Here is a 24,670-nt window from a genome sequence, read left to right on the forward strand (position 1 = left end):
AACAGGCAGAAGTGCCAGGTAACCGTGACCAACCGCAGCTACGACGAAGTGGCCTGAGGGAGTACGTTTCCCCAGGTCAGAAGGCAAAAGGGCTGGTGCCCGAGTGGAGAGTTCAAGTCCGCCCTCGGACAACAGTAGGAACCCCACTTCGGTGGGGTTCTCTTGCATTTCCTGCCACGGTGCTGCACGCGTACGTCACCCCTCGGACAGCGGGGCCGAGCTGTCCGACGCCTACGCCCATGCCCGGGCTGCTGCTGCCCGACCCCGTCGTGATCACCCTGCGGGAAGCCCGGCCACATCACCAAGGCGGCCGGCGCTCCCAAGCGGGCAGGACAGTTCGGGACTGGAACGGTTCGGGGAGCAGGACACCAGGGACTCGGCTACGGCCTGCCGGTGCCGGTCCATCACTTCCGCCGAACTGTTCGGGATGCCGTTAACGAACGGCGAAGGCGGCAGGACATGTTCAGCCGCACCTCGCCGTAGGGCTGGATGTGCATCCAGAACAGCGGGGTGAGCGCCCGGTGGTCCGCGTCGGTCAGCTGGTCACGGCGGCGACTTCCAGCGTGGCCTGTTGGACAGGGTGGGAGGCGGTGTGGGTGAACTGACGCAGGATCGCCTCGGTGGAGGCGGTCGCAGGCGTCCTCGTCCTCGCGGCCGTGCGTGGAAAAAGTTGCGCGGAACGCGAGCCATGGAGACGATGCCTGGTAGCGGATGGAAGGCAAGAGCTCCAGCCTGACAGTGATTGACGAGGGGTTTTCGGAGACCAGGCTGGGATCCGGATGGGCTGGACGGTAGTCCGCACAAGATGCGTGAACGATCAGAGCTAAGCGGCTTTCCGAATTTCCCCCAAGGAGCCTCTTGATGACCCCGTCCACCAAACCAAACGTCGTTTTCATCCTGATGGATAATGTCGGCTGGGGTGATCTAAGTTGCTACGGTGGAAGCGTCTCGACCCCACGCATCGACTCCATCGCCAGGGACGGGCTGCGCTTCAACAACTACACCGTAGAGGCCCAATGCACCCCGACGCGGTCGGCTATCCTGACCGGCCGACTGCCAGTGCGGTCGGGAACGATGAGGGCGCCGTTCGGCGGCGGCAGCTATGGTCTCGCGCCGTGGGAGTACACACTGGCGGAGCTGTTCTCCGACGCGGGCTACGCTACCGCCGCCTTCGGCAAGTGGCATCTGGGTGAGGTGCCCGGCCGATTGCCCACCGACCAGGGCTTTGATGAGTGGTTCGGGCTCAAGAACTCGTCCGATGAAGCCGGCTATTCGTCATACGAGCTCTACCGTGAGCTTGGCTATCCGGAGCCCCAATGGTGGGAAGGCGTGAAAGGCGAGCCGGTGGCGCCCGTCGGCGTTTTGGACAGGCAGTCCAAAGACCGTGGCGACGAGGAGATCGCAGAGCGCGTCGTTGCCTTCATTGAGCGGCAGGCCGAAGCGGAGAAACCATTCTTTGCATACGTGGCCTTTCTCCAGATTCATCCACCAATCGGCACACATCCGGATTTTGTAGGTAAATCAGGCGGGGGGCTGTACGCCGATTGCCTGGCCGAGATGGACCATCGCACCGGTCAGATTCTCGATGCGATCGACGCAGCCGGCATCGCAGACAACACGATTTTTGTGTTCAGTAGCGACAACGCCACGAGTCCCCTGAAGGGCGCGGCCGACGGCGGGTCGAATGGACCTTGGCGGGGCGAGTTCTTCAACCCTCCGTACGAAGGAAGTTACCGAGTACCGGCTGTTGTTCGGTGGCCTGGACATATCCCGACCGGGTGGCAAAGTCAAGAAATGTTCAGCGCCGTCGACTGGCTGCCGACTCTCGCCGAATTGATCGGACAGTCGGAACGCGTTCCAGTCGACCGTCCTATTGATGGAATCAGTGGCGCTGACCATCTTCTGGGAAAGAGGGAGGCCTCCGGGAGGGATTCGGTCCTGTATTTCGGGCTGGACGGCCAGCTGATGTCCGTGAAATGGAAGAACTTCAAGGTAATCTTCCGAAAGTCTGATGGCATCAATGAGCCCATCGCAGACGTCCAAATGCCCATGGTGTTCAACTTGATCGGTGATCCCGGTGAACGCTTCAATATCTGGGAGACGGCGATGGACATGGGGTGGGTCTTCCATCCGGTTTTCGAACTGATCGGAAGGTTTCAGGAGAGCGTGGCGAAGTATCCCAACATCAGCACAGGAGAGGATTTCAAGGGTTACGGGGCTCATCGATCTTGAGCAGGATGGCGCGGGGCGGTCCCGGCGTCCGCCGCGCAGCGGAAGCCTTGGTGCCCGGTGCTGCTGTCCGGGGTGCTGGAGCTGCGGGCGGCCACCCGGTAGCGGCGGCAGTAGGAGGCGTGGCAGAGATAGGAGCCGCCGCGGAGCACCCGGGCGGTACCGAACGCGGGGCCAGTGGGATTGCCGCGCGGGCTGCGGGCGTAGTAGTTCGGTGCGTACCAATCGGCACACCATTCCCAGACGTTGCCGCACGCGTTGTACAGGCCATGGCCGCCGGGCGGGTAAGCGGTGACGGGAGCGGTGCCGTACCAGCCGTCCGGGCGGGTGTGGTGACCGGGGAAGCGGCCCTGCCACACATTCATGCGGCGCTCCCCACCAGGTTCCAGGTCGTCCCCCCACGGGAAGGCAGTCTGCTCCAGGCCACCGCGGGCGGCGTACTCCCACTCGGCCTCGGTCGGCAGCCGCTTGCCGGCCCACGCCGCGTATGCGCGGGCATCCTTCCAGGAGACGTGCACCACCGGGTGATCGTCGCGCCCCGCGAGGTTGGAGCTGGGGCCTTCTGGGTGGCGCCAGTAGGCACCGTGGACCTGGCGCCACCAGGACGCTGCCGCCACCGCGCGGGTGTCGGGGAAGCCGGGCGGCAGTAGTCCGGCGAAGACGAACGACCAGCCGTACCGTTCGGCGTCCGTCACGTATCCCGTAGCGGCTGTGAAGGCGCCGAAGTCGGCGTTGGAGACCGCGCAGCGGTCGATCCAGTACGGCGCGAGCGACACCTCGTGGATCGGGCTCTCGCCGTCACCCGGCACCTCCCACCTGTCCTGCGAGCCCATCAGGAAAGTGGCCGCGTCCAGCCTCACCATGCCCTCCCGATCCGGGCCGCTTGCCGCAGGGGATGCGCGCTTGTCGCCTGCCGTCGGCTCGGCCATCTGCGCCGCCGGGTCCGGCCGGGATGGGCTGCAGCAGCCGGACCTCACCTCACCGTCAGACATCGTCCGTCCTTCACAGGGGATAGGCACAGGGGATAGGAGAGTTTCACGCGATTCTGGTACAGCGCGTCTCCAGGGGCGGGGTCGACACGGCACCACGCCGGCAAGGCAGCAGTGGATTGGTGGTCAGCGTTCCCGCAGGGCGGCGTACGCCTCGCGCACGGTCGGAAAGACCGGCAGCTGCTGAGTGACGCCGTCCTGATAGGGGTTGGCGCGCAGCGTGGCCAGAACCTGCTCCCGGGGACGGGCGACCACCAACTGGCAGTCACGTTCCTTCAGGCCGACGGCGAGTTGGGCAAGGGTTTCCGCAGCGGTGGCATCGAGGTAGAACACCGCCCCGGCGTCCAGGACCACATACCGCGGATAGGGCGTCCGGGCGGCTGCCAAGGTGAGGATGCGCTGGGAGATCCGGTTGGCGTTGGCGAAGAACAACGGCGCGTCCACGCGGTACATCAGCACATCTGAGCCAACTGCCTGATCCGGAGCCACCTCGTGGGGTGGCCGACCGTCGTCGGTGACGGCGAGCACGGCGTCGTGAGGCCAGGCAACGCGGCGCAGCAGCTGCATCAGCGCGAGGACGACGGCCAGCAGCAGTCCGTAGAGCACGCCAAGGACCAGCACACTGGCCATCGTCACGAGTGCCAGCCCACTCTCCCGGCGCCAGCCCTGCCACAACTGCTGAAAGCCCGCCACGTCGATCAGATGCGAGGCCGACACCATGACCACGGCGGCCAGCACCGTTACCGGCAGCAACGCGATCACCGGCCCTGTGGTAAGGATGCAGCCCACCACGAAGCCCGCGCACACCAGCTGGAACAGCTGCGAGTGGGCACCGGCACCGCGAGCGGACAGGGTGCGCTGAGTACTTGGCATCGCCGCGAAGCCGCCAAGGGCGCCTGCGCCTGCGCTTGCCGCGCCCGCCGCTACCGTCTCCCGGATCAAAGAGATCTTTGTCCCAGAGGGGAGTGCTACCCGGCGCAGGGCCGCCGTCCCCTCGATCGAGCCGATCACCGCCATGCCGGCCGCGGCGGGCAGTAACGCCCACACGTCCTCGGAGGTCACCTCCGGCCAACCAGGGGCAGGCAGACCGCCGGAGATACGTCCGATCACCGCCACACCGTGAGCGGCCAGATCCGCGGCGGCTGATACGGCGACCGCCACCACACAGACCACGGGCGTGACAGGCACCGCACGCAGGACGGGCACGGCATGGAACACCGGCTTGAGCAGGACGAGCGCGAGCAGAGAGACCACGCCCACCATGGCGGTCACCCACTGAATCTGGTCCAGATGGGTGAGCACCTCCCACACTCTGACCATGGGATGGTCACTGTCCGTCTTCACCCCCACCAGCTTGCCTGCCTGACTGGCCATGATCTCCACAGCCGTCCCTGCCAGATATCCGAGCGCCACCGGCGCCGACAACAAATTGATGAGCCCCCGCAGCCCCGGCAGCAGCAGAAGAGCACCCGTCATCAATGCCAGACACGCCGCCAATGACGCCGCCCGCCCGGCGTCGCCCTCGGCACGGGGGGTCACTGCGGTGAACGTCATGATGGCCAGGGTCGACGAAGCGCCGACCGCCATCAGACGCGTGGACGTCACCAGGGAAAACACCACCATCGCCCCGACCGCGGTGTACAGGCCGGCAACCGGCGACAACCCCGCCAACTGCCCGTAGCCCAGCCCCTGTGGCACCAGGGTCACCGCGACTGCAAACCCGGCCACGGCATCCCCGCGCACCGAGCGCATTGAGCTGCGCCGCAGCTGCCCGAGCAGTGGCACCGCGTCCCACACCGACACCCGACTCACCTTCACGCGGTCATTGTGGGAGCTAAATCTCATTACCAGCGGCACAACGCCGCATGTCATTGGAATGCCAGTCACATCGAGGTCCGCCATCATCAGTGCCGCCGTCGGGGGCCCCGTCCTGGCGATCGCCGCCGTTTGCGGCTGGTGACGAGCCATCGCGCCTGGACTGGGCTGAGCACGCTCTGACGCGCCAGGACCACTTCACTGCTGCGTGTGCTGCGTGTGCTGCGTGTGCTGCGTGTGTTGGGGGCTGCGTGGGGGTTGTTGGTCCGGGGCGAGGAGCTTGCCGGTGCCGAAGGCCAGCGCGAAGACGGCGATGAGGGTCAGGGTGAAGGTGGCGATCTTGAGGCGTGTGTTCATGAGGTGAGAATACCCCTGGGGGGTATCTAGTCAAGGGGTGGACCCTTGGTTGCGTTGCCTACCCCCAGGGGGTATATCTGGAAGCGGGAAATGGATACCCCCTGGGGGTAGGTGTGAGGGAAAGGGAGTGCGCATGACCGTCATCGATGCCGCCACCACCGCCGGTGCAGGCCGCCGGGTCGAGCTCGTCATCGGGGGGATGACCTGCGCCTCCTGTGCGGCCAGGATCGAGAAGAAGCTCAACCGCATGGACGGGGTCGAGGCCACCGTCAACTACGCCACCGAGAAGGCCCGGGTTGTTTTCGGGCCCGAGGTGTCCGTGGCCGATCTCGTCGCTGCCGTCGAGGCCACCGGGTATACGGCGCGCCCGCCCGAGCCCCCGTCGGCGCCGCGCCCCGCTGGGGGCGAGGAACTGCTGGGGTTGCGGCAGCGGCTGGTGGTCGCCGTGGGGCTCGCGCTGCCCGTCATTGCCATGGCCATGGTTCCGGCCCTGCAGTTCACCTACTGGCAGTGGCTCTCGCTCACCCTTGCGGCGCCGGTCGTCACCTATGCCGCCTGGCCCTTCCACCGGGCCGCCTGGACCAATGCCCGGCATGGGGCCGCCACCATGGACACGCTGGTCTCGGTGGGCACCTCGGCTGCGTTCCTGTGGTCCCTGTGGGCGCTGTTCTTCGGCACCGCCGGAACCCCGGGCATGACCCACCCCTTCGAGTTCACCCTCGCCCGCACCGACGGGGCCGGGAACATCTACCTGGAGGCAGCCGCCGGAGTGACCGCCTTCATCCTGGCCGGGCGGTACTTCGAGGCCCGGTCCAAGCGGAAGGCCGGCGCCGCGCTCAAGGCGCTGCTGGAGCTGGGGGCCAAGGAGGTCGCCGTGCTGCGCGGCGGCCGTGAAGTCACCGTTCCCATCGGTGATCTGGCGGTCGGCGACCGGTTCGTGGTCCGGCCCGGTGAGAAGATCGCCACTGATGGCACCGTGGTCGAGGGCTCCTCCGCCGTGGACGCCTCGATGCTCACCGGAGAGTCCGTACCGGTCGAGGTCTCGGCCGGCGACCCGGTCACCGGCGCCACCCTCAACGCGGGCGGCCGGCTGGTCGTCGAGGCCACCCGGGTCGGTGCCGACACCCAACTGGCCCGGATGGCCCAGCTGGTGGAGGAGGCCCAGAACGGCAAGGCCGCCGCCCAGCGGCTGGCCGACCGGATCTCCGCCGTGTTCGTGCCCGTGGTCATCGTGCTGGCCCTCGCCACGCTCGGGTTCTGGCTGGGCTCCGGCGCCGGACCGGCCGCCGCGTTCACCGCCGCCGTGGCCGTCCTGATCATCGCCTGCCCCTGCGCCCTCGGCCTGGCCACCCCGACCGCCCTCATGGTCGGCACCGGCCGCGGAGCCCAGCTCGGCATCCTGATCAAGGGCCCGGAGGTGCTGGAGACCACCCGCAAGGTCGACACCATCGTGCTGGACAAGACCGGCACCGTCACCACCGGCCGGATGACCCTGCTCGCCGTGCACCCCGCCCATGCCGACGCCGACGAGGTGGCGGAGGAGGAAGTGCTGCGGCTGGCCGGTGCGCTGGAGTACGCCTCCGAGCACCCCATCGCGCAGGCCGTCGCCGCGGGCGCCGCCGCCCGGGTCGGTGCGCTGCCCGTCCCCGAGGACTTCGCCGCCCTGCCCGGCCTCGGTGTGCAGGGCATCGTCGAGGGGCATGCCGTCCTCGTCGGCCGCGAGAAGCTGCTCACCGAGTGGGCCATCGAGCTGCCCGCGCGGCTGCGGCAGGCCAAGGAGGCGGCCGAGGCGGCCGGCCGTACCGCGATCGCGGTGGCCTGGGACGGCGAGGCCCGCGCCGTACTGGAGGTGGCCGACGCGGTCAAGGCGACCAGCGCCGAGGCGATCGTACGACTGCGCGCCCTGGGCCTGACCCCGATCCTGCTGACCGGGGACAACCGGGCCGTGGCCGAGGCTGTCGCCGCCGAGGTGGGCATCGGCGAGGTCATCGCCGAGGTCATGCCGCAGGACAAGGTCGACGTGGTGAAGCGGCTCCAGGCCGAGGGGCGGAGCGTGGCGATGGTCGGCGACGGGGTCAACGACGCAGCCGCGCTGGCCCAGGCGGATCTGGGCCTCGCCATGGGAACCGGCACCGACGCCGCGATCGAGGCCGCCGACCTGACCCTGGTCCGCGGGGACCTGCGGGTGGCTGCGGACGCGATCCGGCTCTCCCGGCGGACCCTCGCCACCATCAAGGGCAACCTCTTCTGGGCCTTCGGCTACAACGTGGCCGCCCTGCCCCTGGCCGCCGCCGGCCTGCTCAGCCCGATGATCGCCGGGGCGGCGATGGCCTTCTCCTCGGTGTTCGTGGTCGGCAACAGCCTCCGGCTGCGCCGCTTCCGGCCCGCCGCCTGATTGCCACGCCGCTGACCGTACCGCTGACCGGCCCCCGCCGGTCAGCGGTACGGCCGTCACATGCCGAGCACCAGCAGCCCCTCGCCCGCCGCGTCCACCGGGGCGAACGGCGTGAAGGCATGCGGCAGTGCCAGCACCGGCCGAGCGGCCTCCGGCTCCGGCGCATCGAAGAGATACGCGGTCGCCGAAGCCGCATCACTCACCAGATGCGGGCCCACCGAGTCCGCCGCCGCCGGCAACGGCGTACGGAAGACACTGCGCAGGTGGCGCAGGGTCTCCGGGGACCCGTCGGCCGCCCCGTCCGGAGGCAGCGCCCCGGTCAGCAGCAGGGCCAGCAGCACCGGCACCGTCTTGCGGCGCAGCGCCCCGGTCGCGGCCGGCAGCCGGTGCGCGTGCAGCGCCGGCAGAGACAGCGCCAGGCAGCCGGCCTCGTCCCCGGTCGCGATCGGCACCGCCGAGCAGACCACCCCCGGCGAGTACTCCCGCAGGTCGAAGACCGGCTCGCCGGGAGCCACCGCGTCCAGTGCGTTGAACAGCACCCGGCTGTCGGTGATGGTGGACGCGGTCAGTCTGGCCGGCTTGTACCGGGCCACATGGTCGGCCCGGTCGTCGTGGTCGAGCTGGGTGAGCAGGCACTTGCCGACCGCGCTGGCATGCGCGGCCATCCTGAAATCGAACCACTCGTTGACCGGCGGTGCGGCCGGGCCGGTCGCCATCTGCGTGACCCGCACCTCACCCTCCGCGTAGCGGCCGAGGTACACGGCCGCCCCGACGCTGTCCCGGGCCAGCGCGAGGGTGTGCTGGAGCTGGGCCGCCAGCCCGTGCCCGCCGGGTGCGGCCAGCCGGTCCAGGGCCGGCCCGGGCACGAACACGCCCTCGGCCGGCCGGTGCGCGAACTGCTCCTCGCAGAGCATCGCCAGTACCCGGCCGAGTTCCGGCCCGGCCAGGCCCGCCTCCCGGCCGAGCCGGTCGCCGCGCACCCCCTGGGGGTGCCGTCCCAGGATCCGTACGACGTCCAGCGCGCGGCGGGCTTCGGCCGCCGAGCCGCCCTCGCCCTGCCCGCCGTGTCCCACCGAGGTCCGACGGGCCGCGGCCGTCACGGCCGGATGCCGGAGCGGGCCGGGGGAGTGCCGGGGGCCGCCGGCCCGGGAGGCGGAGGCCCGGGTGGTCCGCCCGCCGTGGTCGATGCGATCGGCGCGGTCGCTGTGATCGGCGCGCTCCGCCCGGTCCGCCCGCGCGGAGGGCGGCAGCAGGGCGTGCATCGCCTGCTCCAGCCCGGGCAGGGGCAGCGGCACCGGGCCGAGGTCGGGGTCCTCGAGCTGCTCGACGTACCGCAGGACGGCGGCCTGGCCGTGGACCCGAGGTTCGGCGGGCTCCCGGCCGGCCGGCGGGGTGAAGCCGAGGTGGGCCAGCCGGCGCGCCCAGATCCCGGCGTCGTGGTGTTCGCCGCGCCGGGAGTGGTCGAGGAACAGGCAGTACGCGGCCTGCTCATGGCCGGCTCCGGCGCTGAACTGCCACCAGAAGCGGGCGCCGTCCCGCAGCCCGGCGAGGTGCAGCAGGCAGGCGAACACCTGGGCGCCGTCCGGGTCGGCGTGCCCGTACGCGATGAACTCGGCCAGGACGGGCACCGCCAGGGGAGCGCACACCGTGGTCATGGCGGCGGCCTTGAGGTCCCGCCAGGCCCGCTCGGCGTCCACCGGGATGTCCCGGGCGGGATCGCACCAGCCCGCGGGCACCGGCTCCGGGCCGCCGGGGCCGCTGCCGTGGTCGGCCGGGCCGGCGAGCCGGGGGCAGGCGGTGGGCCGGGCGGCGCGGGCATAGAGCAGGCGGGCTTCGGCTGCGCCGAGGTCGTAGTGCGGGTAGCGGTCGCGCACCCCGGCGCGGGCGAGGAATTCTGCGAGCGAGCGGGGGCGGGGGGCGCCGCGCTGCGGGTACCGGTCGCTCATGACCCGGCCTCCTCACTGTGCGTGCCGTATCCGGGCTCCCCGGGGCCCGGGTCTCCGTATCCCACGTCCCCATGCTCCGTATCTACGTGCTCATCTACTACGTACTCATCTACGTACTCCGCGCACTCCGGGTCCCCGTCCCGCGCCCCGGACCCGGGCGTGTCGAGCAGCCGGGCGAGGCGCCGGTGGGCCTGCCTGAGGTGGGAGCGGACGATGGCCTCCTCCACCCCCATCACGGCGGCGGCCTCCCCGGCGGTGCAGTGCAGCCCGTAGCGCAGCAGCACCGCGTCCCGCTGGCGCTCGGCCAGCCGGGACACCGCCGAATAGAACTGGATGGTGTCGGTCAGCACCTCGTACGGATCGACCACCGCTTCCTTGAGCGCTGCCTCGAAGGCGGTGATGTCCATCGGTGCCGGCCGCCGGTCCCGTTTGCGCTGCTGGTCGACGATGCGGTGTTTGAGGACCGTCCAGGCGTACGCCTCCAGCCGGTCCATGTGCAGCATCCGGAGCCACTCGTTCATGATCGCGTCGAACGTGGCGTCCACTGCGTTCTCGGCATCCGCGTCCGAGCCCAGCTGCAGGTACGCGAACCGCATGTACGCAGGCCGCCGGTCGGTGTGGAAGGCCCAGTACGACAGGCGTGCGCTCGGTTCCCACTGGCTCATGGGCGTGGGCTGCGGTCGCTGTCTCCGGCTGGGCAGTCCCACCGCCCCACCGGATTCCTCCGGTCCGCCATCGCTCAACGTTCCACCTTCTGCTCGGGGCACGGGAGGCATCTGCCGCCAGCCTGTCAGTGATCGGCGGCCCGTGGGGGCAGGAGAAAAAAGCTGGTGACAATCCGTCCGCTGATGGTCACTCTGGGATCAGATCCGATCAGTCCCACCTGGTGGGCGCGGACGAGGGGCCTTCGTCGGTTCGATACGATGAGCCCTTCACGACCGGTTACACGCCGCACATATGAAATGGAGCATCCCAGGATGGCTCGACACCTGATCACCAGCGCGCTTCCCTACATCAACGGGATCAAGCACCTGGGCAACATGGTCGGGTCGATGCTTCCGGCGGATGTGTACGCGCGGTACCTCCGGCAGCGCGGCCACGACGTGCTCTACATCTGCGCCACCGACGAGCACGGCACCCCCGCCGAGCTCGCCGCCAAGGAGGCCGGTCTCTCGGTCGCCGAGTTCTGCGCCCAGGCGCACCACGCGCAGAAGGCGGTCTACGACGGCTTCGAGCTGTCCTTCGACTACTTCGGCCGCAGCTCCTCGCAGCAGAACCGCGAGATCACCCAGCACTTCGCGCGGCAGCTGAAGGAGAACGGCTTCATCGAGGAGCGGGCGATCCGGCAGGTCTACTCGCCGGTCGACGGCCGCTTCCTGCCGGACCGCTACGTCGAGGGCACCTGCCCGCACTGCGGCTACGACAAGGCCCGTGGCGACCAGTGCGAGAACTGCACCCGGGTGCTCGACCCCACCGACCTGATCGACCCGCGCTCGGCCATCTCCGGCTCCACCGAGCTGGAGGTCCGCGAGACCAAGCACCTCTTCCTGCTCCAGTCCAAGCTGCAGCACGAGGTCGAGGCCTGGGTCGCGCAGCACGAGGAGGAGTGGCCGCAGCTGGCCTCCTCCATCGCCCGCAAGTGGCTGACCGAGGGCCTGCACGACCGCGCCATCACCCGTGACCTGGACTGGGGCGTCCCGGTCCCGGCCGACACCTGGCCGGAGCTGGCCGCCGAGGGCAAGGTCTTCTACGTCTGGTTCGACGCCCCGGTCGAGTACATCGGCGCGACGAAGGAGTGGTCGGACGCCGATCCGGCGAACCGCGACTGGAAGTCGTGGTGGTACGAGGCCGACGACGTGCGCTACACGGAGTTCATGGCCAAGGACAACGTCCCGTTCCACACGGTGATGTTCCCGGCCACCGAGCTCGGCGTGCGCGAGCCGTGGAAGATGGTCGACTACGTCAAGGCCTTCAACTGGCTGACGTACTACGGCGGCAAGTTCTCCACCTCGCAGAAGCGCGGCGTCTTCACCGACCAGGCGCTGGAGATCCTGCCGGCCGACTTCTGGCGCTACTTCCTCATCGCCAACGCCCCCGAGTCCGACGACTCGTCCTTCACGTGGGAGCACTTCGCCGCCACGGTCAACAAGGACCTCGGCGGCACCCTCGGCAACTTCGTCAACCGCGTGCTGACCTTCTCCCGCAAGAAGTTCGGCGACGAGGTCCCCGCGGGCAGCCCCGCCGGCGAGGTCGAGGCCAAGCTGGGCGAGCAGATCGCCGAGCTGCTGGCCGAGTACGAGAGCCACATGGACTCCCTCCAGTACCGCAAGGCCGCGGCTGCGCTGCGCGCCCTGTGGTCGGCCGGAAACGCCTACCTCGACGAGAAGGCCCCCTGGACGGAGGTCAAGACCGACCTGGACGGCGCGGCGCTCACCCTGCGCACCGCGATGAACCTGATCCACCTCTACTCGGTGGTCTCCGAGCCGTTCATCCCGGCCTCGGCGCGCGCCATGCGCTCCTCGTTCGAGCTCGCCGACGACACGGCCACGTGGGTCACGCCGGAGCAGGCCCGCTCCCTGGACGCGGTCCCGGCCGGTACGCCGTTCACCGTGCCGCCGGTGCTGTTCGCCCGGGTCACCGAGGACGACCTGGACGCCTACCGGGAGCGGTTCGGCGGTTCGCCCGAGGCCGTCTGAGTCGTACAACGTGAGGGGCGCGATCCGGTGACCGGGTCGCGCCCCTCACGCATGCCCGTGCATGCACCGCACGTTCACCGCAGTAGGGGAAACCCCACTCCCACATGTCGACTTGGGCGTGCAGACCGGGACCGGGGCCGGCGGCTGCAATGGCCCCATGACGATTTCCCGCACCTCCTGGTGGGCGGCCGGCTGGCTGCTGATGGCCGCCTGGGCGCTGTCCTTCCCGCTGCTCTCGACGCTGGAGCCGCACCGGCTGTGGGGCTGGTGCGCGGCCACCGGGTACCTCGCCGCGGCGGGAGCCTGCGCCCTGCGGCGCCCGCGCACCGCCCTCGCCCTCGCCATGGCCGGGGCGGTGGCCGTCCCGCTGCTGTGGCTGGTGCTCACCGGACAGGGCCAGTCCGAGGTTGCCGTGATCGAGCGCTCGGGCCGGCTGCTGCTGGAGACCGGCAGTCCGTACGTGAACGGGCCCGCCGGAGTCCGGGACTACACCCCGTACCTGCCCGGGATGGCGCTGCTCGGGGTGCCCAGGGCGCTGCTGGGGGACGAGGGCTGGATGCTGCGCCTGCTGGGGGACGCCCGGATCTGGTGTGCGGCGGTGCTGTTCGGCGGCATGTGGGGCGGGCGGCGGTTGCTGGGCGTCCGCGGGGTGGTGTTCTCGGCGCTGGTTGCCTCCCCGGTGATCGCGCTGCCGCTCGCCGTCAGCGGGGTGGACCTGCCGCTGGCCGGACTGTGCTGCCTGGCCCTGGGAGCCGCCGCGGCCGGGCGGCCGGTGCTCGCGGGAGCCGTGCTGGCCGCGCTCTGCTCGCTGAAGTGGACGGCCTGGCCGGCGGTACCGGTCGCGGTGGTGCTGGTGGCGTGCCTGTGGGGGCGGCGGGCCGCGGTGCGCTGCGGGGCGCTCTCGGTGGCCGGAGCGGCCGTGCTGGTCCTGCCCGCAGCCCTGCTGCAGCCGACGGAACTGGTCCGGCAGGTCGTCGCCTTCCCCACCGGCCGGGCGGCCGTACCCACCCCGGCGAGCAGCCCGCTCCCGGGCCGACTGCTGACCGAACTCGCGCCCTGGGGCTGGTATGTGACGGTGGGTCTGCTGCTGGTCGGCGGGCTGGCGGTGGCCCTCTCCCTGGTGCTGCGCCCGCCGCGCACCCTGGTGGCGGCGGCGGACCGGCTGGCCCTCGGCCTGACCCTGGCCTTCCTGCTGGCTCCGGCCGGCCGCTTCGGCTACCTCGCGCTGCCGGTGCTGCTCGTGCTGTGGGCGCGTACGACGGCGCCCGCGCCGGTGGCCTCGCGGATCGTGGCCGGCGCCGGCCGGGTGCCCGTGACCGTGCTTGACCGGGCTTGACCTCAAGGGCACTTGAGGTCGGAAGATCAAGACACGGAACGCCGGAACGGAAGGAAACGACACCGCCATGAGCGCCATCGCCACGACCCAGACCGATGCCCGCCCCGACCTCGCCCGCCCCGGAGTGGGCCATGTCAAGGCCGGTACCTGGCGGGTCGGCACCCCCGAGCGGCAGCGGGCCGCTGTCGACGCCATCGCCCGGGCCTGGCAGAGCCGCCCCTGGCCGGCCGTCGGACTCCTCTCGTACACGGTGCACATCGGCACCGACGGCGAAACCCTCCTGCACTACTCGCAGTGGACGGACGAGGCGGCCTACGAGGAGTTCTCCCGGACCTTCCGGGACGACCGCAACGCGGAGATCGACGCGGCGGTACCCGGCATCGAACGGGTCGGCCTGCACTCGTACACGCCGTACCGCTCGCTGGGGCTGGGCGCCGATACGAAGACCCCGGGCTGCGTGGTCGCCGTGGACGCCGAGTTCGAGGGCACCGACCCGGGTGCGGCCAAGGCGTGGGTGGACCTGGTCCTCGACGCCCTGGAGAGCGACCCGGCCCCGGCGCCCGGCGGGATCTCCGGCACCTTCCACCTCGGCACGGACGGCCGGCGGATGCTCAACTACGCCGAGTGGGAGAGCGAGCAGGCCCATATCGACGCCCTGGCCGCACCCGGCCAGGGCATCGGCTCGGCCACTCCCGAGTGGCAGAAGGTGCTCGGCTTCCCCGGGGTGACCGGCAACGGCTTCCGCCGCTACCTGCCCGCGCTGAGCCTGGCCCCGGGCGCCGAGTGACCGTGGGGTGTCAGGGGGTGTCCGCGCCCCGCAGGTGCGCCAGTACCGCCAGGACCCGGCGGTTCCCCTCCGTCGGGTCCAGGTCCAGCTTCATGAAGATGCTGCTCGCGTGCTTGACCACGGCCGCCTCCGTGACGAACAGCCGGGCCGCCACCGCCTGGTTGTTGAAGCCTTCCGCCATCAGTGCCAGCACTTCCCGCTCGCGCGGGGTCAGCCGGCCCAGCGGACGGTCCGCCGCCGGGCGCTGGCTCAGCAGGACCCGTACGACCTCGGGGTCGATGACCGTCTGGCCGCCCGCCACCCGCTCCAGCGCGTCCAGGAACTCGTCCACCTCGCCGACCCGGTCCTTGAGCAGATAGCCCAGCCCGGCCGCCGAACCGCCGGTGAACAGCTGGGTCGCGTACGCGGTGGCCACGTACTGGGACAGCACGAGCACCGGCAACGACACGTCCACGGAACGCAGTTCCAGCGCCGCTTGCAGCCCTTCGTCCCGGAAGTCCGGCGGCATCCGGACATCGGTGACCACCGCGTCGGGCCGCTCCGCGGCCACCGCCTCGCGCAATGCCCTCGCATCGCCGACCGCCGCGATCACCTCGTGCCCGCTGCGGGTGAGTACCTCCACCAGGCCGGCCCGCAGCAGTACGGAATCCTCGGCCAGGATCAGCCGGAGCACGGTACCTCCACACGCAGTTCGGTCGGCCCGCCCATCGGACTCGACACCACCAGTCTGCCCCTCAGGACCGCCAGCCGGTCCGCGAGCCCCGCCAGGCCGGCCCCGGCGGACGGGTCGGCACCGCCGCGGCCGTCGTCGGTGACGGCCACGACGAGCAGACCGTTCGCCATCCGGCCGGTCACCTCGACGCGCGAAGCGCCGCTGTGCTTGGCTGAGTTGGCGAGTGCCTCGGTGACCGAGAAGTACGCCGTCACCTCGACCGGCTCGGGCAGCCGCGGCAGGTTCAGATCGACCGTCACCGGGACCGGATGCCGCAGCGCCACCTCCGCGACCGCGGCGGCCAGCCCGTGATCGGTCAGGACCTGCGGATGGATGCCCCGTACGAGGTTCCGCAGTTGCTCCAGGGCCTGCCGGGCCTCGCCGCGGCCCCGGGCCACCAGCTCGGCGGCCTCGGCCGCCGCCGGCACCCCGCGCAGCTCCCGCTCGGCCAGTCCCAGCGTCATGCTCAGCGCCACCAGCTGCTGCTGCGCCCCGTCGTGCAAGTCCCGCTCGATCCGCCGCCGTTCGGCCTCGAAGGCGTCCACCAGCCGGACCCGGGAGCGGGTCAGCTCCAGCACCCGGCTGTCCTCCTCGCGCGGCCCCAGCAGCAGCCGTGCCGTCCGGACCTGGGCCCGGGCCAGCAGCGCAGCCGCGTACGCCGCCACGATCAGCCCCAGCAGCCCGGCGGCGGTCCCGGCCAGCCCCTCCAGGGGCCCCGAGACGGCCCGGCCGGGTATCAGCATCACGGTGTCGGGCGCGATGGCCCACACGATCACCGGGGTGGAGATCAGGATGCCCGAGAACGCCACCAGCGTGGTCACTCCGAATCCGGCCGGGCCGAACACGAGCGCCAGCAGCAGGGCGTACCCGAGCTCCCGCCAAGTGGCCCGCTCCCGCAGCCGGGTCCGCAGCCAGGACAGCGGACCCGCCCCGGCCAGGGCGCCGTGCGGATCCGGTACCGGCGCCGGCTCCACGAACCGCAGCCGCCGCCGCTCCAGGGCACCGAGCGGCACCCCGGACACCGCCGCCAGGGTCAGCAGCACCAGCCCGATGCCGAGCAGCGACAACAGCACCCCGGCTCCGGCCAGTACGGCCAGCACGGTCAGCACCGCCCAACCGAGCACCGCACCCGAGAGGTGGTAGCCCCAGCACCGCCACGGCCACCAGGAGAACAGGAACCGGCGCGGGCCGTTCCGCATCACCGACCCGAGTGCGCCTGAGGGTTCGGGCGTACGGGGTTCGGGCATGTCCCGAGCTTATGTCAGACGGCTGAGTCCGGTTGGCCGTGGCGTGTCGTACCTGCTTCGTGATCGTTTCTTCAGCCGGAAGGGCCGTATCGGCGAGTTCCGGAGCACGGAAGAGGGGCGGAGGCGCGGTGACCGCTTGGCAGTTGTTCGCGGGGGTGGGCCTGGTGGCGGCGCTGGGCCCGCTGCACGGGTTCGTGGAGGTGGGCGGGGGAGGTGTTCGGGTGGATGTGTGCGTCCCCGCGGTCCAACTCGCCCCGGCCGAACCGTCGGCCCCGCCGGCCCCGCCTGCCCCGCGCGCCTCTCAGCCCGTACCGTCGTCGCCGCCGTCGGCCCGGCCCGCCGCCGTGAAGCAGCCGGCCCCCGAGCCCGGTGGGGCCTGCCCCGTGGCCCGGAATCCCGCCACTGACTGTGCCCCGGCGGCCCGGCCGGCCGTCGGGGACGCGCCGCCCCACCCGGCGGCCCGGAAGCCGGCTCCGGTCACCCCCGCCCCCGCCGCGGCCGTTCCCGCAGCAGCCGCCCCAACCGCCGCAGCCGAGCCTGCCGCCGCGCCCGTCGCCCCGGCCGCCGCCCCGGCCCCCGACCCGGCGGAGCCGGCCGCCGCGCCGGCGGCCCGCCCGGCGCCCGCCGCGGAGGCCGCCACGGCCTCGCGGTTCCGGGTCCGCCCCTACCGCTCCGCCGCCCTCCCGGCACGCAGTACCGACGGGCTGTCCACCGTGATGCTCATGGTGGTCGTCACCACCCCGGCCGTGCTGGCCGCCGCCGCCCTGCGCCCGCGCTCCAAGAGCCGCGGCGCCTGATCCCCGAAAGAACTGGAGCTTCCCCGTGTCCGAATGGCTGGTCCTGGCCATCGCCATGGCGCTCGTCTGCGCCCTCGTCCTCGCCATCACCGCGATCCGGCACCGCCGGGCGGCCGACGACGAGGACACCAGCGAAACCCCCGACGTCATCGAGTACATGACGATGATGGTCGGCGTGGTCTACGCGATCGTGTTGGGCCTGGCCATCGCCGGAGTCTGGGAGGCCCGCGGCGCCGCCGAGGACAGCGTGCGCCGGGAGGCCCAGGCCCTGTACGAGGTCACCCAGCGCGCCGACGTCTACCCGGTCGCCGTCCGCGACCGGATCCGCGGCGAGGTCGACGCGTACGTCGCCCACACCGTCGGCGTGGACTGGCCGCGCCTGACCTCCGGCGAGGCCCCCACGGACAAGGGCGGCACCCTGCTCGCGGCCCTGCGTACCGATGTCACCCACCAGAGCCCCGCCACCGAACTCCAGGCCCAGGCCTACCAGCCGCTGCTCGACCACATCGCCGCCGCCGACGACGCCCGCCACACGCGCACCCAGAGCTCGGACGCCACCCTGCCGGGGGTGGTCTGGTTCGGGCTGCTCACCGGGGGAGTGGTCACCATCGGTCTGATCTTCACCCTGCAGATCCGACGGTCCGGCCGGGAGTTGCTGCTCGCCGGCCTGTTCACCGCGCTGATCGTGTTCCTGCTCTTCCTGGTGTGGAGCTTCGACGCCCCCTACGGCCGCGGCGGGATCGATTCCGCGGCCCCCTTCCAGGACCTGTTCCCGGCCCTCGGCATCTAACCCCCGCCGGCCCGGGACACCGGCTACGCCCCGGCGGTCTCCGCCATTCCCGCCTCCGTCGGCCGCATGAAGTGCAGTTCCCGCTCCGTCAGCGGCGGCCCGGTCAGCGGGGCGAGCCGCGGCCCGCGCAGTGCCCGCAGCAGGATGCCGGGCCGGACCAGGGTGGTGAGCGGGGCCGACAGGGTCATCACCTCGGTGAGCGCGGTGGCCACCGCGAAGTCCGCGGTGGCGGTGCGGACGAGCCGGTCGACATAGCGCGCCAGCAGCTTGTCGGCCGCGCCCGGCCGCTTGCCGACGGCCTCGGGATAGAAGATGTCCTGCCCCGTGGCGAGTTCCCAGGCCACCGACACGGGGCGGGCCACCGCCCGCTGGGTGCGGCGGGCCAGCCCCGGGGCCCGCAGGCCGCCCTCGGCCAGCTCCCGGCCCAGGGCGCGGGCGCCCTGCGCGGCCACCGACATGCCGTGGCCGTAGACCGGGTTGAAGGAGGCCACGGCGTCGCCGACCACCACGTATCCCTCGGGCCACACCCGGGACTTCTCGTAGTAGCGGCGCCGGTTGGCGGTGTTGCCGAAGGTGCTGACCTCCGAGAGCGGCTCGGCGTACTCGATGAGTTCGGCCACCACGGGGTGCCGCGCCGTGCGAGCGAAGGCCGCGAAGGCCTCGCTGTCGCCGGTCGGTTCGCCGCCCCGGGTGCCGGCCAGGGTGACCAGCCACCGGCCGCCCTCGACCGGCATGATGACGGCGGTCTTGCCGGGCCGCGGATCGCGGGCCACCGGCTGGATGTTGACGACCGGGAAGTCCTCGGTCCCGGCCGGGGCCCGGTACATGCGGCTGGCATAAACCAGACCTGAGTCCACCAGTTCCTCGTGGATCTCGGGCAGGCCGAGCTCGCGCAGCCACTGCGGGGTGCGGGTGCCGCGGCCGGCCGCGTCCACCACCAGGTCGCCCGGCAGGGTCTTTGCCGCCGCTCCGTGCGGCTGCACCCGGATGCCGGTGACCCGTCCGGCGTCGCCGGTCAGGCCCAGCACCCTGGTCCGCTCCAGGATCCGTACGTTCCCCAGGGCCCGCACCCGCTCGCGGACCACCTGGTCGAGCAGCTCCCGGGTGCCCGCGATCAGGTGGTGGGTGGGCCGCCGGCGCCGGTACCAGCCGCCCGGGGAGAGGGCCACCATGCCCGCGGTCAGCGGGATCCGGCGGGCTCCCGCCGCCAGCATCCGGTCGGTGAACCCGGGGACCAGGTCCTCGATGGCCCCCGCCCCGCCGGACCACAGCAGGTGCGCGTGGTGGCCCTGCGGCAGGAAGGCGCGCGGCTCGGCGCCCGTCGGCAGCGCATCGCGTTCGACCACGGTGACCCGGTCGGCGTACGGGGCGAGGGCCGCCGCGGCGAGCAGGCCGGCCAGCCCGCCGCCGATGACGACGGCCCGTCTCGGCAGGGGCTGTTCCGGGCGGGGGGTCTCACTCATGAATGGCTGCTTTCGGCACCGGCCGCATGCCGGCGGGTCTGTTCCACGACGGGGGAGCGGAGGGCGAGCGAGATGCTCACCAGATCGCGCGGCCCCTCGGCCGCTGTCGACATATAGGCATCCGCCGAGCCTATGACCTTCTCCTCCGGGTCCGCTGCCCGGGCCCGGACCGCGGCGGCCACCATGGCTGCCTCGGCGGTGGCGTCGGCTTGCAGGCTGCCCGCCCCGGCCGCGAGGACCGCCGCCCGCGTGCGGTCGCGCAGGGCGTGGTCGAAGTACGGGTCGAGGTGCAGGATCCCGTCGTGGATGTCGGCCACCCGCTGGGTGACCCGGAGGTCCGCCGGGGACCACCAGGAGATGCGTACGGAGCGGGAGCCGTGCGGGACCACGGGCCGCAGCTCGCGCCAGAGCGGACCCAGCCGCCGGTACGTCGCCCAGGTCTGCCAGCTGGCCGACAGCCGCTGCACCAGCAGCGGCAGCACGAACCCGGTGCCGATGAGCAGGGCGGAGAAGGAGGCGACGGGCGGGGCCACGGTGGTGCTGAGCATGTCCCAGTCACGGCCCGTCAGGCGGGCGCCGACGGCTGCGAACTTGGCGGCGTCGAAGACCAGGTTCAGGACGAACCCGCACACCATGAGGATCAGCCCGGACCGCAGCGAGCCCCGGACGTGCAGGGACCAGCGCCGGCACAGCACGGTCATCACGACGGCGGCGCCGGTGTGCGCCGACAGGTACACCAGGACCATCTCGCGGATGAACGGGGTGTGCGCGTAGTACGTGTCGAAGTCGCGCAGCCGCTCCACCGGGGCCTCGCCCAGCGTGAACAGGACGATCTGCGCCAGGATCACCGAGCTGTACAGGCCCACGCACCAGCGGGAGAGCCGGCGGGTGCGGTCGGCGGGCCCGCCACGCCAGTTGATGAGGAGCAGCAGGCAGGAGGAGCTGAAGGCGGTGAGTATGCAGTAGACCAGGGGCGCCGAGAAGTTGGGGATCCCGGTCAGCCGGTTGACGGCGGCGATGGTGGGCGGCGCGGCGAAGAAGAACACCGAGCTGGCCACGAGGAGCAGCACACTGACGGCCCGCACCAGCGGATCGCGCCAGTGCCGGGTCAGGCCCGGGAGCTTGCAGGTGAACGCGACGACCAGCACGCTGGCCGGAATGTAGTAGTCCAGGCCTTTCAAGGGTCAGCCTCGTGGCCCTCGGTAGCCCAGGGACGCCTCGATGCGTCCGGCCAGCTTGTCCCGTTCGGTCGGCGCGGGGCTCAGCGAGGCCGACAGCCACGGCCGGCACTTGCTGCCCAGCAGCAGCCCGAAGGTCTCCGCCTCGGTCTCCTCGCGCACGTCGGCGCGCGTCCGGGCGGCGACCCGCCGGACGGTCTCGCTGAGGTCCGCCTCCTCGGACAGCAGCCGGGCGGCGACGGCGGCGCCGTCGACGTGGTGGCTGCAGTGGCCCGCCTTCATGTGCCACAGCTCGTGGCCGAGGATCACCAGCTGATGGTCCGGAGCGGTGCGCTCTTCGATGATCACCAGGTCCCGGTCCGCCATGTCGAGCCAGAGACCGCTCGCCGTCCCCGGCGGGAACGAAGCCATCCGGAACTCCACCCGGCGACCGCGGTGCTTGCTCATGCCCTCGCAGAGGGCGGCGTAGAGGTCCACTGGTTCCACGGGGGCGGTGAGCCGGATTCCGGCCACCAGCTCTCCGCACAGCCGCCGCTGCTCTCTGCCTATGCTCACCGTTCTCCCCGTCGGCACGGTTCCGGATCAGGACTCAATGTCGTCATTCGAGGTCGGTGGGTTTGACGCTTTCCAGCAGCATGTCCAGCCATTCGGTGACTTTGTCACGGTGTTTGTCGCTGGGAAGTTGGGCGGCCCGCCAGGCGATGCCGCGGACGCCGTGGTTCTGCAGCAGCCGGGCCAGCGGGTCGGCGGCGGCCGACGCGGTCTCGGCCGGTGCGGTCAGGTCCTGGAGGAGTTGTTGCTCGGTGCGGAGCAGCGCGTCGGTGAGGGCGTCGGCGTCGTGGGCGGTGAGGAACCCGGCGTGGACCCCGAAGAAGCGCTGGATCGCGTCACAGTGCTCCATGGTGGGCCGGCGGTCGCCGTTGATCAGGGCTCCGGCCTGCTGCCGCGACATGGCGGCGCCGTCCGCGATCTCCTGCTGGGTGTACCGGCGCCCGTTGGGCTTGACCCGGGTGCGGCGGAGCAGGTCCAGCCGTTGCAGGAAGCGGGCCTGCAGATCCGGTTCGCCGGCCGGCCGGCCGTCCAGCAGGGCCTTCACCACATCGGCCGGGACTCCGGAGGCATCCGAGAGCCGGCACAGGTCGAAGACGTCGGCGTGGTTGCGTCCGAGCTTGTCCGCGAGTTCGGCGACGCGCGCGACGGTGGCTGCCAGGGGCACGGTGGCCACCGCGACGGGAGCCGGGAAGCCGTCTGTCACCAGTGGTTCTCCTAGATCACGCGAGGTCGGTACGGACACGTGGTTGGCCCCTGGAGGCTAGCCGGTCGGCCGTCGGAGGGCTAGAACTTGCCACAGCTGTGGCGGGAATCTGCTGTCAAGGGGCTGGAATTGCCACAATAGTTGACACTCGAATGATGTGGGTAGCAGGATCGCCACAGGGAAACGAAGATCCAGACCGTGAGAAGGGGGAGCTCTCGGTGCCACATCTCGCAGCGGTGGGCCCGTCCGACGGCCTCTCCCGTGCCGCCCGGACCGGTGAAGAGTGCCCGGCGGGCGATGAGCCCGTCCGTGGCACAGTGCGGCTGGAACGCCGCAAGGAGATTTTGCGCCAGCGCCGCGAGGAACTGGGCCTGAGCCAAGAGGATATTGCCTCCCGCCTGCGCATCAGTGTGCGTGCGTACGGCAATTGGGAGCGCGGCCTCGTCAAGGAGTGGACCGACCGCAAACTGCTCGCCCTGGCCGAGGCCCTGGAGATGAGCGAGCGCCAGTGCTTCTGGCTGTTCCGGGTGATGGTCGACCGCGACCCGCCGCCGACCTGGCGGGCCGCGCAGGGCAGCCGGCTGCCCGACGACCCGGCGCAGCGCGACTACCTGAGGGACTACGCCGCCCTGATGGAGGCCGTCCCGTACCCCAGCTTCCTGGTGGACCACCGCTGGGACGTGGCGCTCACCAACTCCGCCTTCGATCAGCTCTTCCAGACCGTCCGGCCGCACCCCACCGCACTGCCCGACGACAACTTCCTGCGGTTCGTGCTGTTCCATCCGGACGCGGCTGCGGTACTGGAGGACCACGAGCCAGCCTGGTGCGTGCCGTTGCTCGCCCAGTTCGCCACCGCGCTCGCCGGGGACCCGGAGGACCAGGGGCTGCGGAGCATCCGTCAGGAGGTGGCCCGGGACCCGTTCATGGAGGCCGCCTACCGGTACGGGGTGCCGCACTGGCTCAGCACCTACGGGGCCGAGGCCGCCGAACGGGACGGCGCGGTGCTCGCCGTCCGCCACCCGGACCCGCGCTGGGGCCTGGTGCGCTGCCGGATGGTGTCCGAACACGGCCGGATGCTCGACGCCATGGGCCTCACCCGGATCACCCTGGTCCTCTCCGCCCCGCAGGGGCTGCCCGCGGACCGGGGCGGCGCCGGAGTCCCGCGCCAAGCCGCCGCCCGGCTGCGCGCCGTGCCGCCGCTGGGAGAGTGAGCGAGTCGGTGAGACTGGTGCCCCTGCCCCGCTGCGGAGCAGGCGGCACCGGACGCTGACCGGCTGACGAAGGGTGGTGGGGACGTGCGGCTGACGATCCTCGGCGGAGGCGGCTTCCGGGTTCCGCTCGTGTACCGGGCACTGCTCGCCGACCGGGCCCCGGGCCGGGTGACGGCGGTGACCTTGTACGACGAGGACCCCGCCCGGCTCACCGCCATCGCCCGGGTGCTGGCCGACCAGGCCGAGGGCGTGGCCGATGCACCGGCCGTGACCGCCACCAACGACCTCGACGAGGCCCTGCGCCGCGCCGACTTCGTCTTCTCCGCCATCCGGGTCGGCGGGCTGGACGGCCGGGCCACCGACGAGCGGGTGGCCCTGGCCGAGGGGGTGCTGGGCCAGGAGACGGTGGGCGCGGGCGGGATCGCGTACGGCCTGCGGACCGTGCCGGTGGCCCGCGAGCTGGCCCGCCGGATCGCCCGGACCGCCCCGGACGCCTGGGTCATCAACTTCACCAACCCGGCCGGCCTGGTCACCGAGGCCATGCAGGAGGAGCTCGGCGACCGGGTCATCGGAATCTGCGATTCACCCGTCGGGCTCGGCCGCCGGATCGCCCGCGTGCTGGGCGCCGTACGCCCCGCGGAGGCCTGGATCGACTACGTCGGCCTCAATCACCTGGGCTGGGTGCGCGGCCTGCACCTCGGCGGCCGGGACGAACTGCCCCGGCTGCTGGCCGACAGCGCCGCCCTGGAGTCCTTCGAGGAGGGGCGGCTGTTCGGCGCGGAATGGCTGAAATCCCTCGGAGCCATCCCGAACGAGTACCTCCACTACTACTACTTCAACCGTGAGGCGGTCCGCGCCTACCAGGAGGCGAAGCAGACCCGGGGCGCCTTCCTCCGCGACCAGCAGCGCGCGTTCTACGCCGAGGCGGACCGGCCCGGGCAGGCCGCCGGAGCGGCCCTGGCCGCCTGGAACCGGACCCGGGCCGAGCGCGAGGCCACGTACATGGCGGAGAACCGCGAGGCGGCGGGCGCCGGGGACCGGGAGGAGGGCGACCTGGAGTCCGGCGGCTACGAGCAGGTGGCCCTGGCGCTGATGCGGGCCATCGCGCGGGACGAGCGGGCCACCCTGATCCTCAACGTCCGCAACCGCTCCACGCTGTCCGTCCTGGACGGCGAGGCCGTGATCGAGGTGCCCTGCCTGGTGGACGCGAACGGGGCGCATCCGGTGGCCGTCGATCCGTTGCCGTACCACGCGGTGGGGCTGGTCACGGCGGTCAAGGCGGTGGAGCGGGAGGTGCTGGCGGCGGCCCGGAGCGGCTCCCGGGCCACCGCGGTCAAGGCCTTCGCGCTGCACCCGCTGGTGGATTCGGTGGCGGTGGCGCGGCGGCTGGTGGACGGGTACGCGGTGGGCCATCCGGGGCTGTCCTACCTGCGGTGACGCGCCGGCCGTGGCGGGGGCGTCCGGGTC

The 24,670-nt window shown here is 71.6% G+C and carries 19 protein-coding genes and 1 pseudogene; 9 read left to right on the forward strand and 11 right to left on the reverse strand.

Annotated features, from left to right (window positions below):
• Window positions 1-861 precede the first annotated feature (861 nt).
• Window positions 862-2,232: an arylsulfatase gene (locus ABT123_RS25255; protein WP_351318567.1), complete on the forward strand. Its 1,371-nt coding sequence runs from the start codon at window positions 862-864 to the stop codon at window positions 2,230-2,232.
• On the opposite strand, the gene ABT123_RS25260 is transcribed toward ABT123_RS25255, so the two are convergent.
• From ABT123_RS25260 to ABT123_RS25270, 3 genes are all read right to left on the reverse strand, one after another.
• Window positions 2,220-3,221, reverse strand: coding sequence for a formylglycine-generating enzyme family protein (locus tag ABT123_RS25260; protein WP_502971041.1), 1,002 nt, complete (start codon window positions 3,219-3,221; stop codon window positions 2,220-2,222). The genes ABT123_RS25255 and ABT123_RS25260 overlap by 13 nt on opposite strands.
• A gap of 123 nt (window positions 3,222-3,344) precedes the next feature.
• Entirely contained in the window at window positions 3,345-5,036 is a 1,692-nt protein-coding gene (locus tag ABT123_RS25265; RefSeq protein WP_351318571.1) for a SulP family inorganic anion transporter, read from the reverse strand.
• Between the two features lie 195 nt (window positions 5,037-5,231).
• Entirely contained in the window at window positions 5,232-5,390 is a 159-nt protein-coding gene (locus tag ABT123_RS25270) for a hypothetical protein (RefSeq protein ID WP_351318573.1), read from the reverse strand.
• A gap of 133 nt (window positions 5,391-5,523) precedes the next feature.
• On the opposite strand from ABT123_RS25270, the gene ABT123_RS25275 reads away from it, so the two are divergent.
• The gene (locus ABT123_RS25275) at window positions 5,524-7,785 is read left to right on the forward strand and encodes a heavy metal translocating P-type ATPase (RefSeq protein WP_351318575.1); all 2,262 of its coding nucleotides are present in this window, start codon (window positions 5,524-5,526) and stop codon (window positions 7,783-7,785) included.
• 320 nt (window positions 7,786-8,105) lie between these two features.
• Here the strand turns inward: ABT123_RS25275 and ABT123_RS36770 are convergent.
• Both ABT123_RS36770 and ABT123_RS25285 read right to left on the reverse strand, forming a co-directional pair.
• A pseudogene (locus ABT123_RS36770) lies at window positions 8,106-8,858 on the reverse strand (IclR family transcriptional regulator domain-containing protein); the annotation flags it as partial.
• An 869-nt stretch (window positions 8,859-9,727) separates the two neighbouring features.
• Window positions 9,728-10,396, reverse strand: coding sequence for an RNA polymerase sigma factor (locus ABT123_RS25285; RefSeq protein ID WP_351318579.1), 669 nt, complete (start codon window positions 10,394-10,396; stop codon window positions 9,728-9,730).
• A gap of 312 nt (window positions 10,397-10,708) precedes the next feature.
• On the opposite strand from ABT123_RS25285, the gene metG reads away from it, so the two are divergent.
• From metG to ABT123_RS25300, 3 genes are all read left to right on the forward strand, one after another.
• The gene (gene metG / locus ABT123_RS25290; RefSeq protein ID WP_351318581.1) at window positions 10,709-12,427 is read left to right on the forward strand and encodes a methionine--tRNA ligase; all 1,719 of its coding nucleotides are present in this window, start codon (window positions 10,709-10,711) and stop codon (window positions 12,425-12,427) included.
• Window positions 12,428-12,584: 157 nt separating this feature from the next.
• Window positions 12,585-13,763, forward strand: coding sequence for a hypothetical protein (locus tag ABT123_RS25295; protein ID WP_351318583.1), 1,179 nt, complete (start codon window positions 12,585-12,587; stop codon window positions 13,761-13,763).
• A 67-nt stretch (window positions 13,764-13,830) separates the two neighbouring features.
• Window positions 13,831-14,550 carry an antibiotic biosynthesis monooxygenase gene (locus ABT123_RS25300; RefSeq protein ID WP_351318585.1) on the forward strand — a complete coding sequence of 240 codons (720 nt, stop codon included), beginning with the start codon at window positions 13,831-13,833 and terminating at the stop codon, window positions 14,548-14,550.
• Window positions 14,551-14,560: 10 nt separating this feature from the next.
• Here ABT123_RS25300 and ABT123_RS25305 read toward each other — a convergent pair whose 3' ends face one another.
• Window positions 14,561-15,223, reverse strand: a complete 663-nt coding sequence (locus tag ABT123_RS25305; protein ID WP_351318587.1) for a response regulator transcription factor — start codon at window positions 15,221-15,223, stop codon at window positions 14,561-14,563.
• The gene (locus ABT123_RS25310; protein WP_351318589.1) at window positions 15,211-16,509 is read right to left on the reverse strand and encodes a sensor histidine kinase; all 1,299 of its coding nucleotides are present in this window, start codon (window positions 16,507-16,509) and stop codon (window positions 15,211-15,213) included. Before ABT123_RS25310 ends, ABT123_RS25305 begins: the two co-directional genes overlap by 13 nt.
• A gap of 128 nt (window positions 16,510-16,637) precedes the next feature.
• Between ABT123_RS25310 and ABT123_RS25315 the strand changes: the two genes are divergently transcribed.
• Together ABT123_RS25315 and ABT123_RS25320 are read left to right on the forward strand one after the other, a co-directional pair.
• On the forward strand, window positions 16,638-17,306 hold the full coding sequence (locus ABT123_RS25315; RefSeq protein ID WP_351318591.1) for a hypothetical protein: 669 nt from the start codon (window positions 16,638-16,640) through the stop codon (window positions 17,304-17,306).
• A gap of 25 nt (window positions 17,307-17,331) precedes the next feature.
• Window positions 17,332-18,096 carry a bestrophin-like domain gene (locus ABT123_RS25320; RefSeq protein WP_351318593.1) on the forward strand — a complete coding sequence of 255 codons (765 nt, stop codon included), beginning with the start codon at window positions 17,332-17,334 and terminating at the stop codon, window positions 18,094-18,096.
• A 23-nt stretch (window positions 18,097-18,119) separates the two neighbouring features.
• Here ABT123_RS25320 and ABT123_RS25325 read toward each other — a convergent pair whose 3' ends face one another.
• The 4 genes from ABT123_RS25325 to ABT123_RS25340 are packed head-to-tail and all read right to left on the reverse strand — an operon-like array spanning window position 18,120 to window position 21,992.
• Window positions 18,120-19,559 (reverse strand): NAD(P)/FAD-dependent oxidoreductase, encoded by a 1,440-nt coding sequence (locus tag ABT123_RS25325; protein WP_351318595.1) that lies wholly within the window; start codon window positions 19,557-19,559, stop codon window positions 18,120-18,122.
• Window positions 19,556-20,740: an MAB_1171c family putative transporter gene (locus ABT123_RS25330; RefSeq protein WP_351318597.1), complete on the reverse strand. Its 1,185-nt coding sequence runs from the start codon at window positions 20,738-20,740 to the stop codon at window positions 19,556-19,558. The genes ABT123_RS25325 and ABT123_RS25330 overlap by 4 nt, the downstream gene beginning before the upstream one ends.
• 3 nt (window positions 20,741-20,743) lie before the next feature.
• On the reverse strand, window positions 20,744-21,292 hold the full coding sequence (locus ABT123_RS25335) for a toxin-antitoxin system, toxin component (RefSeq protein WP_351318599.1): 549 nt from the start codon (window positions 21,290-21,292) through the stop codon (window positions 20,744-20,746).
• Between the two features lie 43 nt (window positions 21,293-21,335).
• Complete coding sequence (locus ABT123_RS25340) at window positions 21,336-21,992, reverse strand: helix-turn-helix domain-containing protein (RefSeq protein ID WP_351318601.1); 657 nt, start codon at window positions 21,990-21,992, stop codon at window positions 21,336-21,338.
• Between the two features lie 218 nt (window positions 21,993-22,210).
• On the opposite strand from ABT123_RS25340, the gene ABT123_RS25345 reads away from it, so the two are divergent.
• Together ABT123_RS25345 and ABT123_RS25350 are read left to right on the forward strand one after the other, a co-directional pair.
• A complete protein-coding gene (locus tag ABT123_RS25345; protein ID WP_351318603.1) occupies window positions 22,211-23,203 on the forward strand; it encodes an MmyB family transcriptional regulator in 993 nt (330 codons plus the stop codon).
• 84 nt (window positions 23,204-23,287) lie between these two features.
• The gene (locus tag ABT123_RS25350) at window positions 23,288-24,640 is read left to right on the forward strand and encodes a 6-phospho-beta-glucosidase (protein WP_351318605.1); all 1,353 of its coding nucleotides are present in this window, start codon (window positions 23,288-23,290) and stop codon (window positions 24,638-24,640) included.
• Window positions 24,641-24,670: the final 30 nt, after the last annotated feature.

This window comes from Streptomyces sp. NPDC002054 (genome assembly GCF_040296685.1).
Lineage (GTDB): Bacteria > Actinomycetota > Actinomycetes > Streptomycetales > Streptomycetaceae > Streptomyces.

Coding starts and splice junctions, on each gene's coding strand:
- ABT123_RS25255 (WP_351318567.1), top strand. CDS start 862: ATGACCCCGTCCACCAAACCAAACGTCGTTTTCATCCTGATGGATAAT.
- ABT123_RS25260 (WP_502971041.1), bottom strand. CDS start 3,221: ATGTCTGACGGTGAGGTGAGGTCCGGCTGCTGCAGCCCATCCCGGCCG.
- ABT123_RS25270 (WP_351318573.1), bottom strand. CDS start 5,390: ATGAACACACGCCTCAAGATCGCCACCTTCACCCTGACCCTCATCGCC.
- ABT123_RS25275 (WP_351318575.1), top strand. CDS start 5,524: ATGACCGTCATCGATGCCGCCACCACCGCCGGTGCAGGCCGCCGGGTC.
- ABT123_RS25285 (WP_351318579.1), bottom strand. CDS start 10,396: ATGAGCCAGTGGGAACCGAGCGCACGCCTGTCGTACTGGGCCTTCCAC.
- metG (WP_351318581.1), top strand. CDS start 10,709: ATGGCTCGACACCTGATCACCAGCGCGCTTCCCTACATCAACGGGATC.
- ABT123_RS25295 (WP_351318583.1), top strand. CDS start 12,585: ATGACGATTTCCCGCACCTCCTGGTGGGCGGCCGGCTGGCTGCTGATG.
- ABT123_RS25300 (WP_351318585.1), top strand. CDS start 13,831: ATGAGCGCCATCGCCACGACCCAGACCGATGCCCGCCCCGACCTCGCC.
- ABT123_RS25310 (WP_351318589.1), bottom strand. CDS start 16,509: ATGCCCGAACCCCGTACGCCCGAACCCTCAGGCGCACTCGGGTCGGTG.
- ABT123_RS25325 (WP_351318595.1), bottom strand. CDS start 19,559: ATGAGTGAGACCCCCCGCCCGGAACAGCCCCTGCCGAGACGGGCCGTC.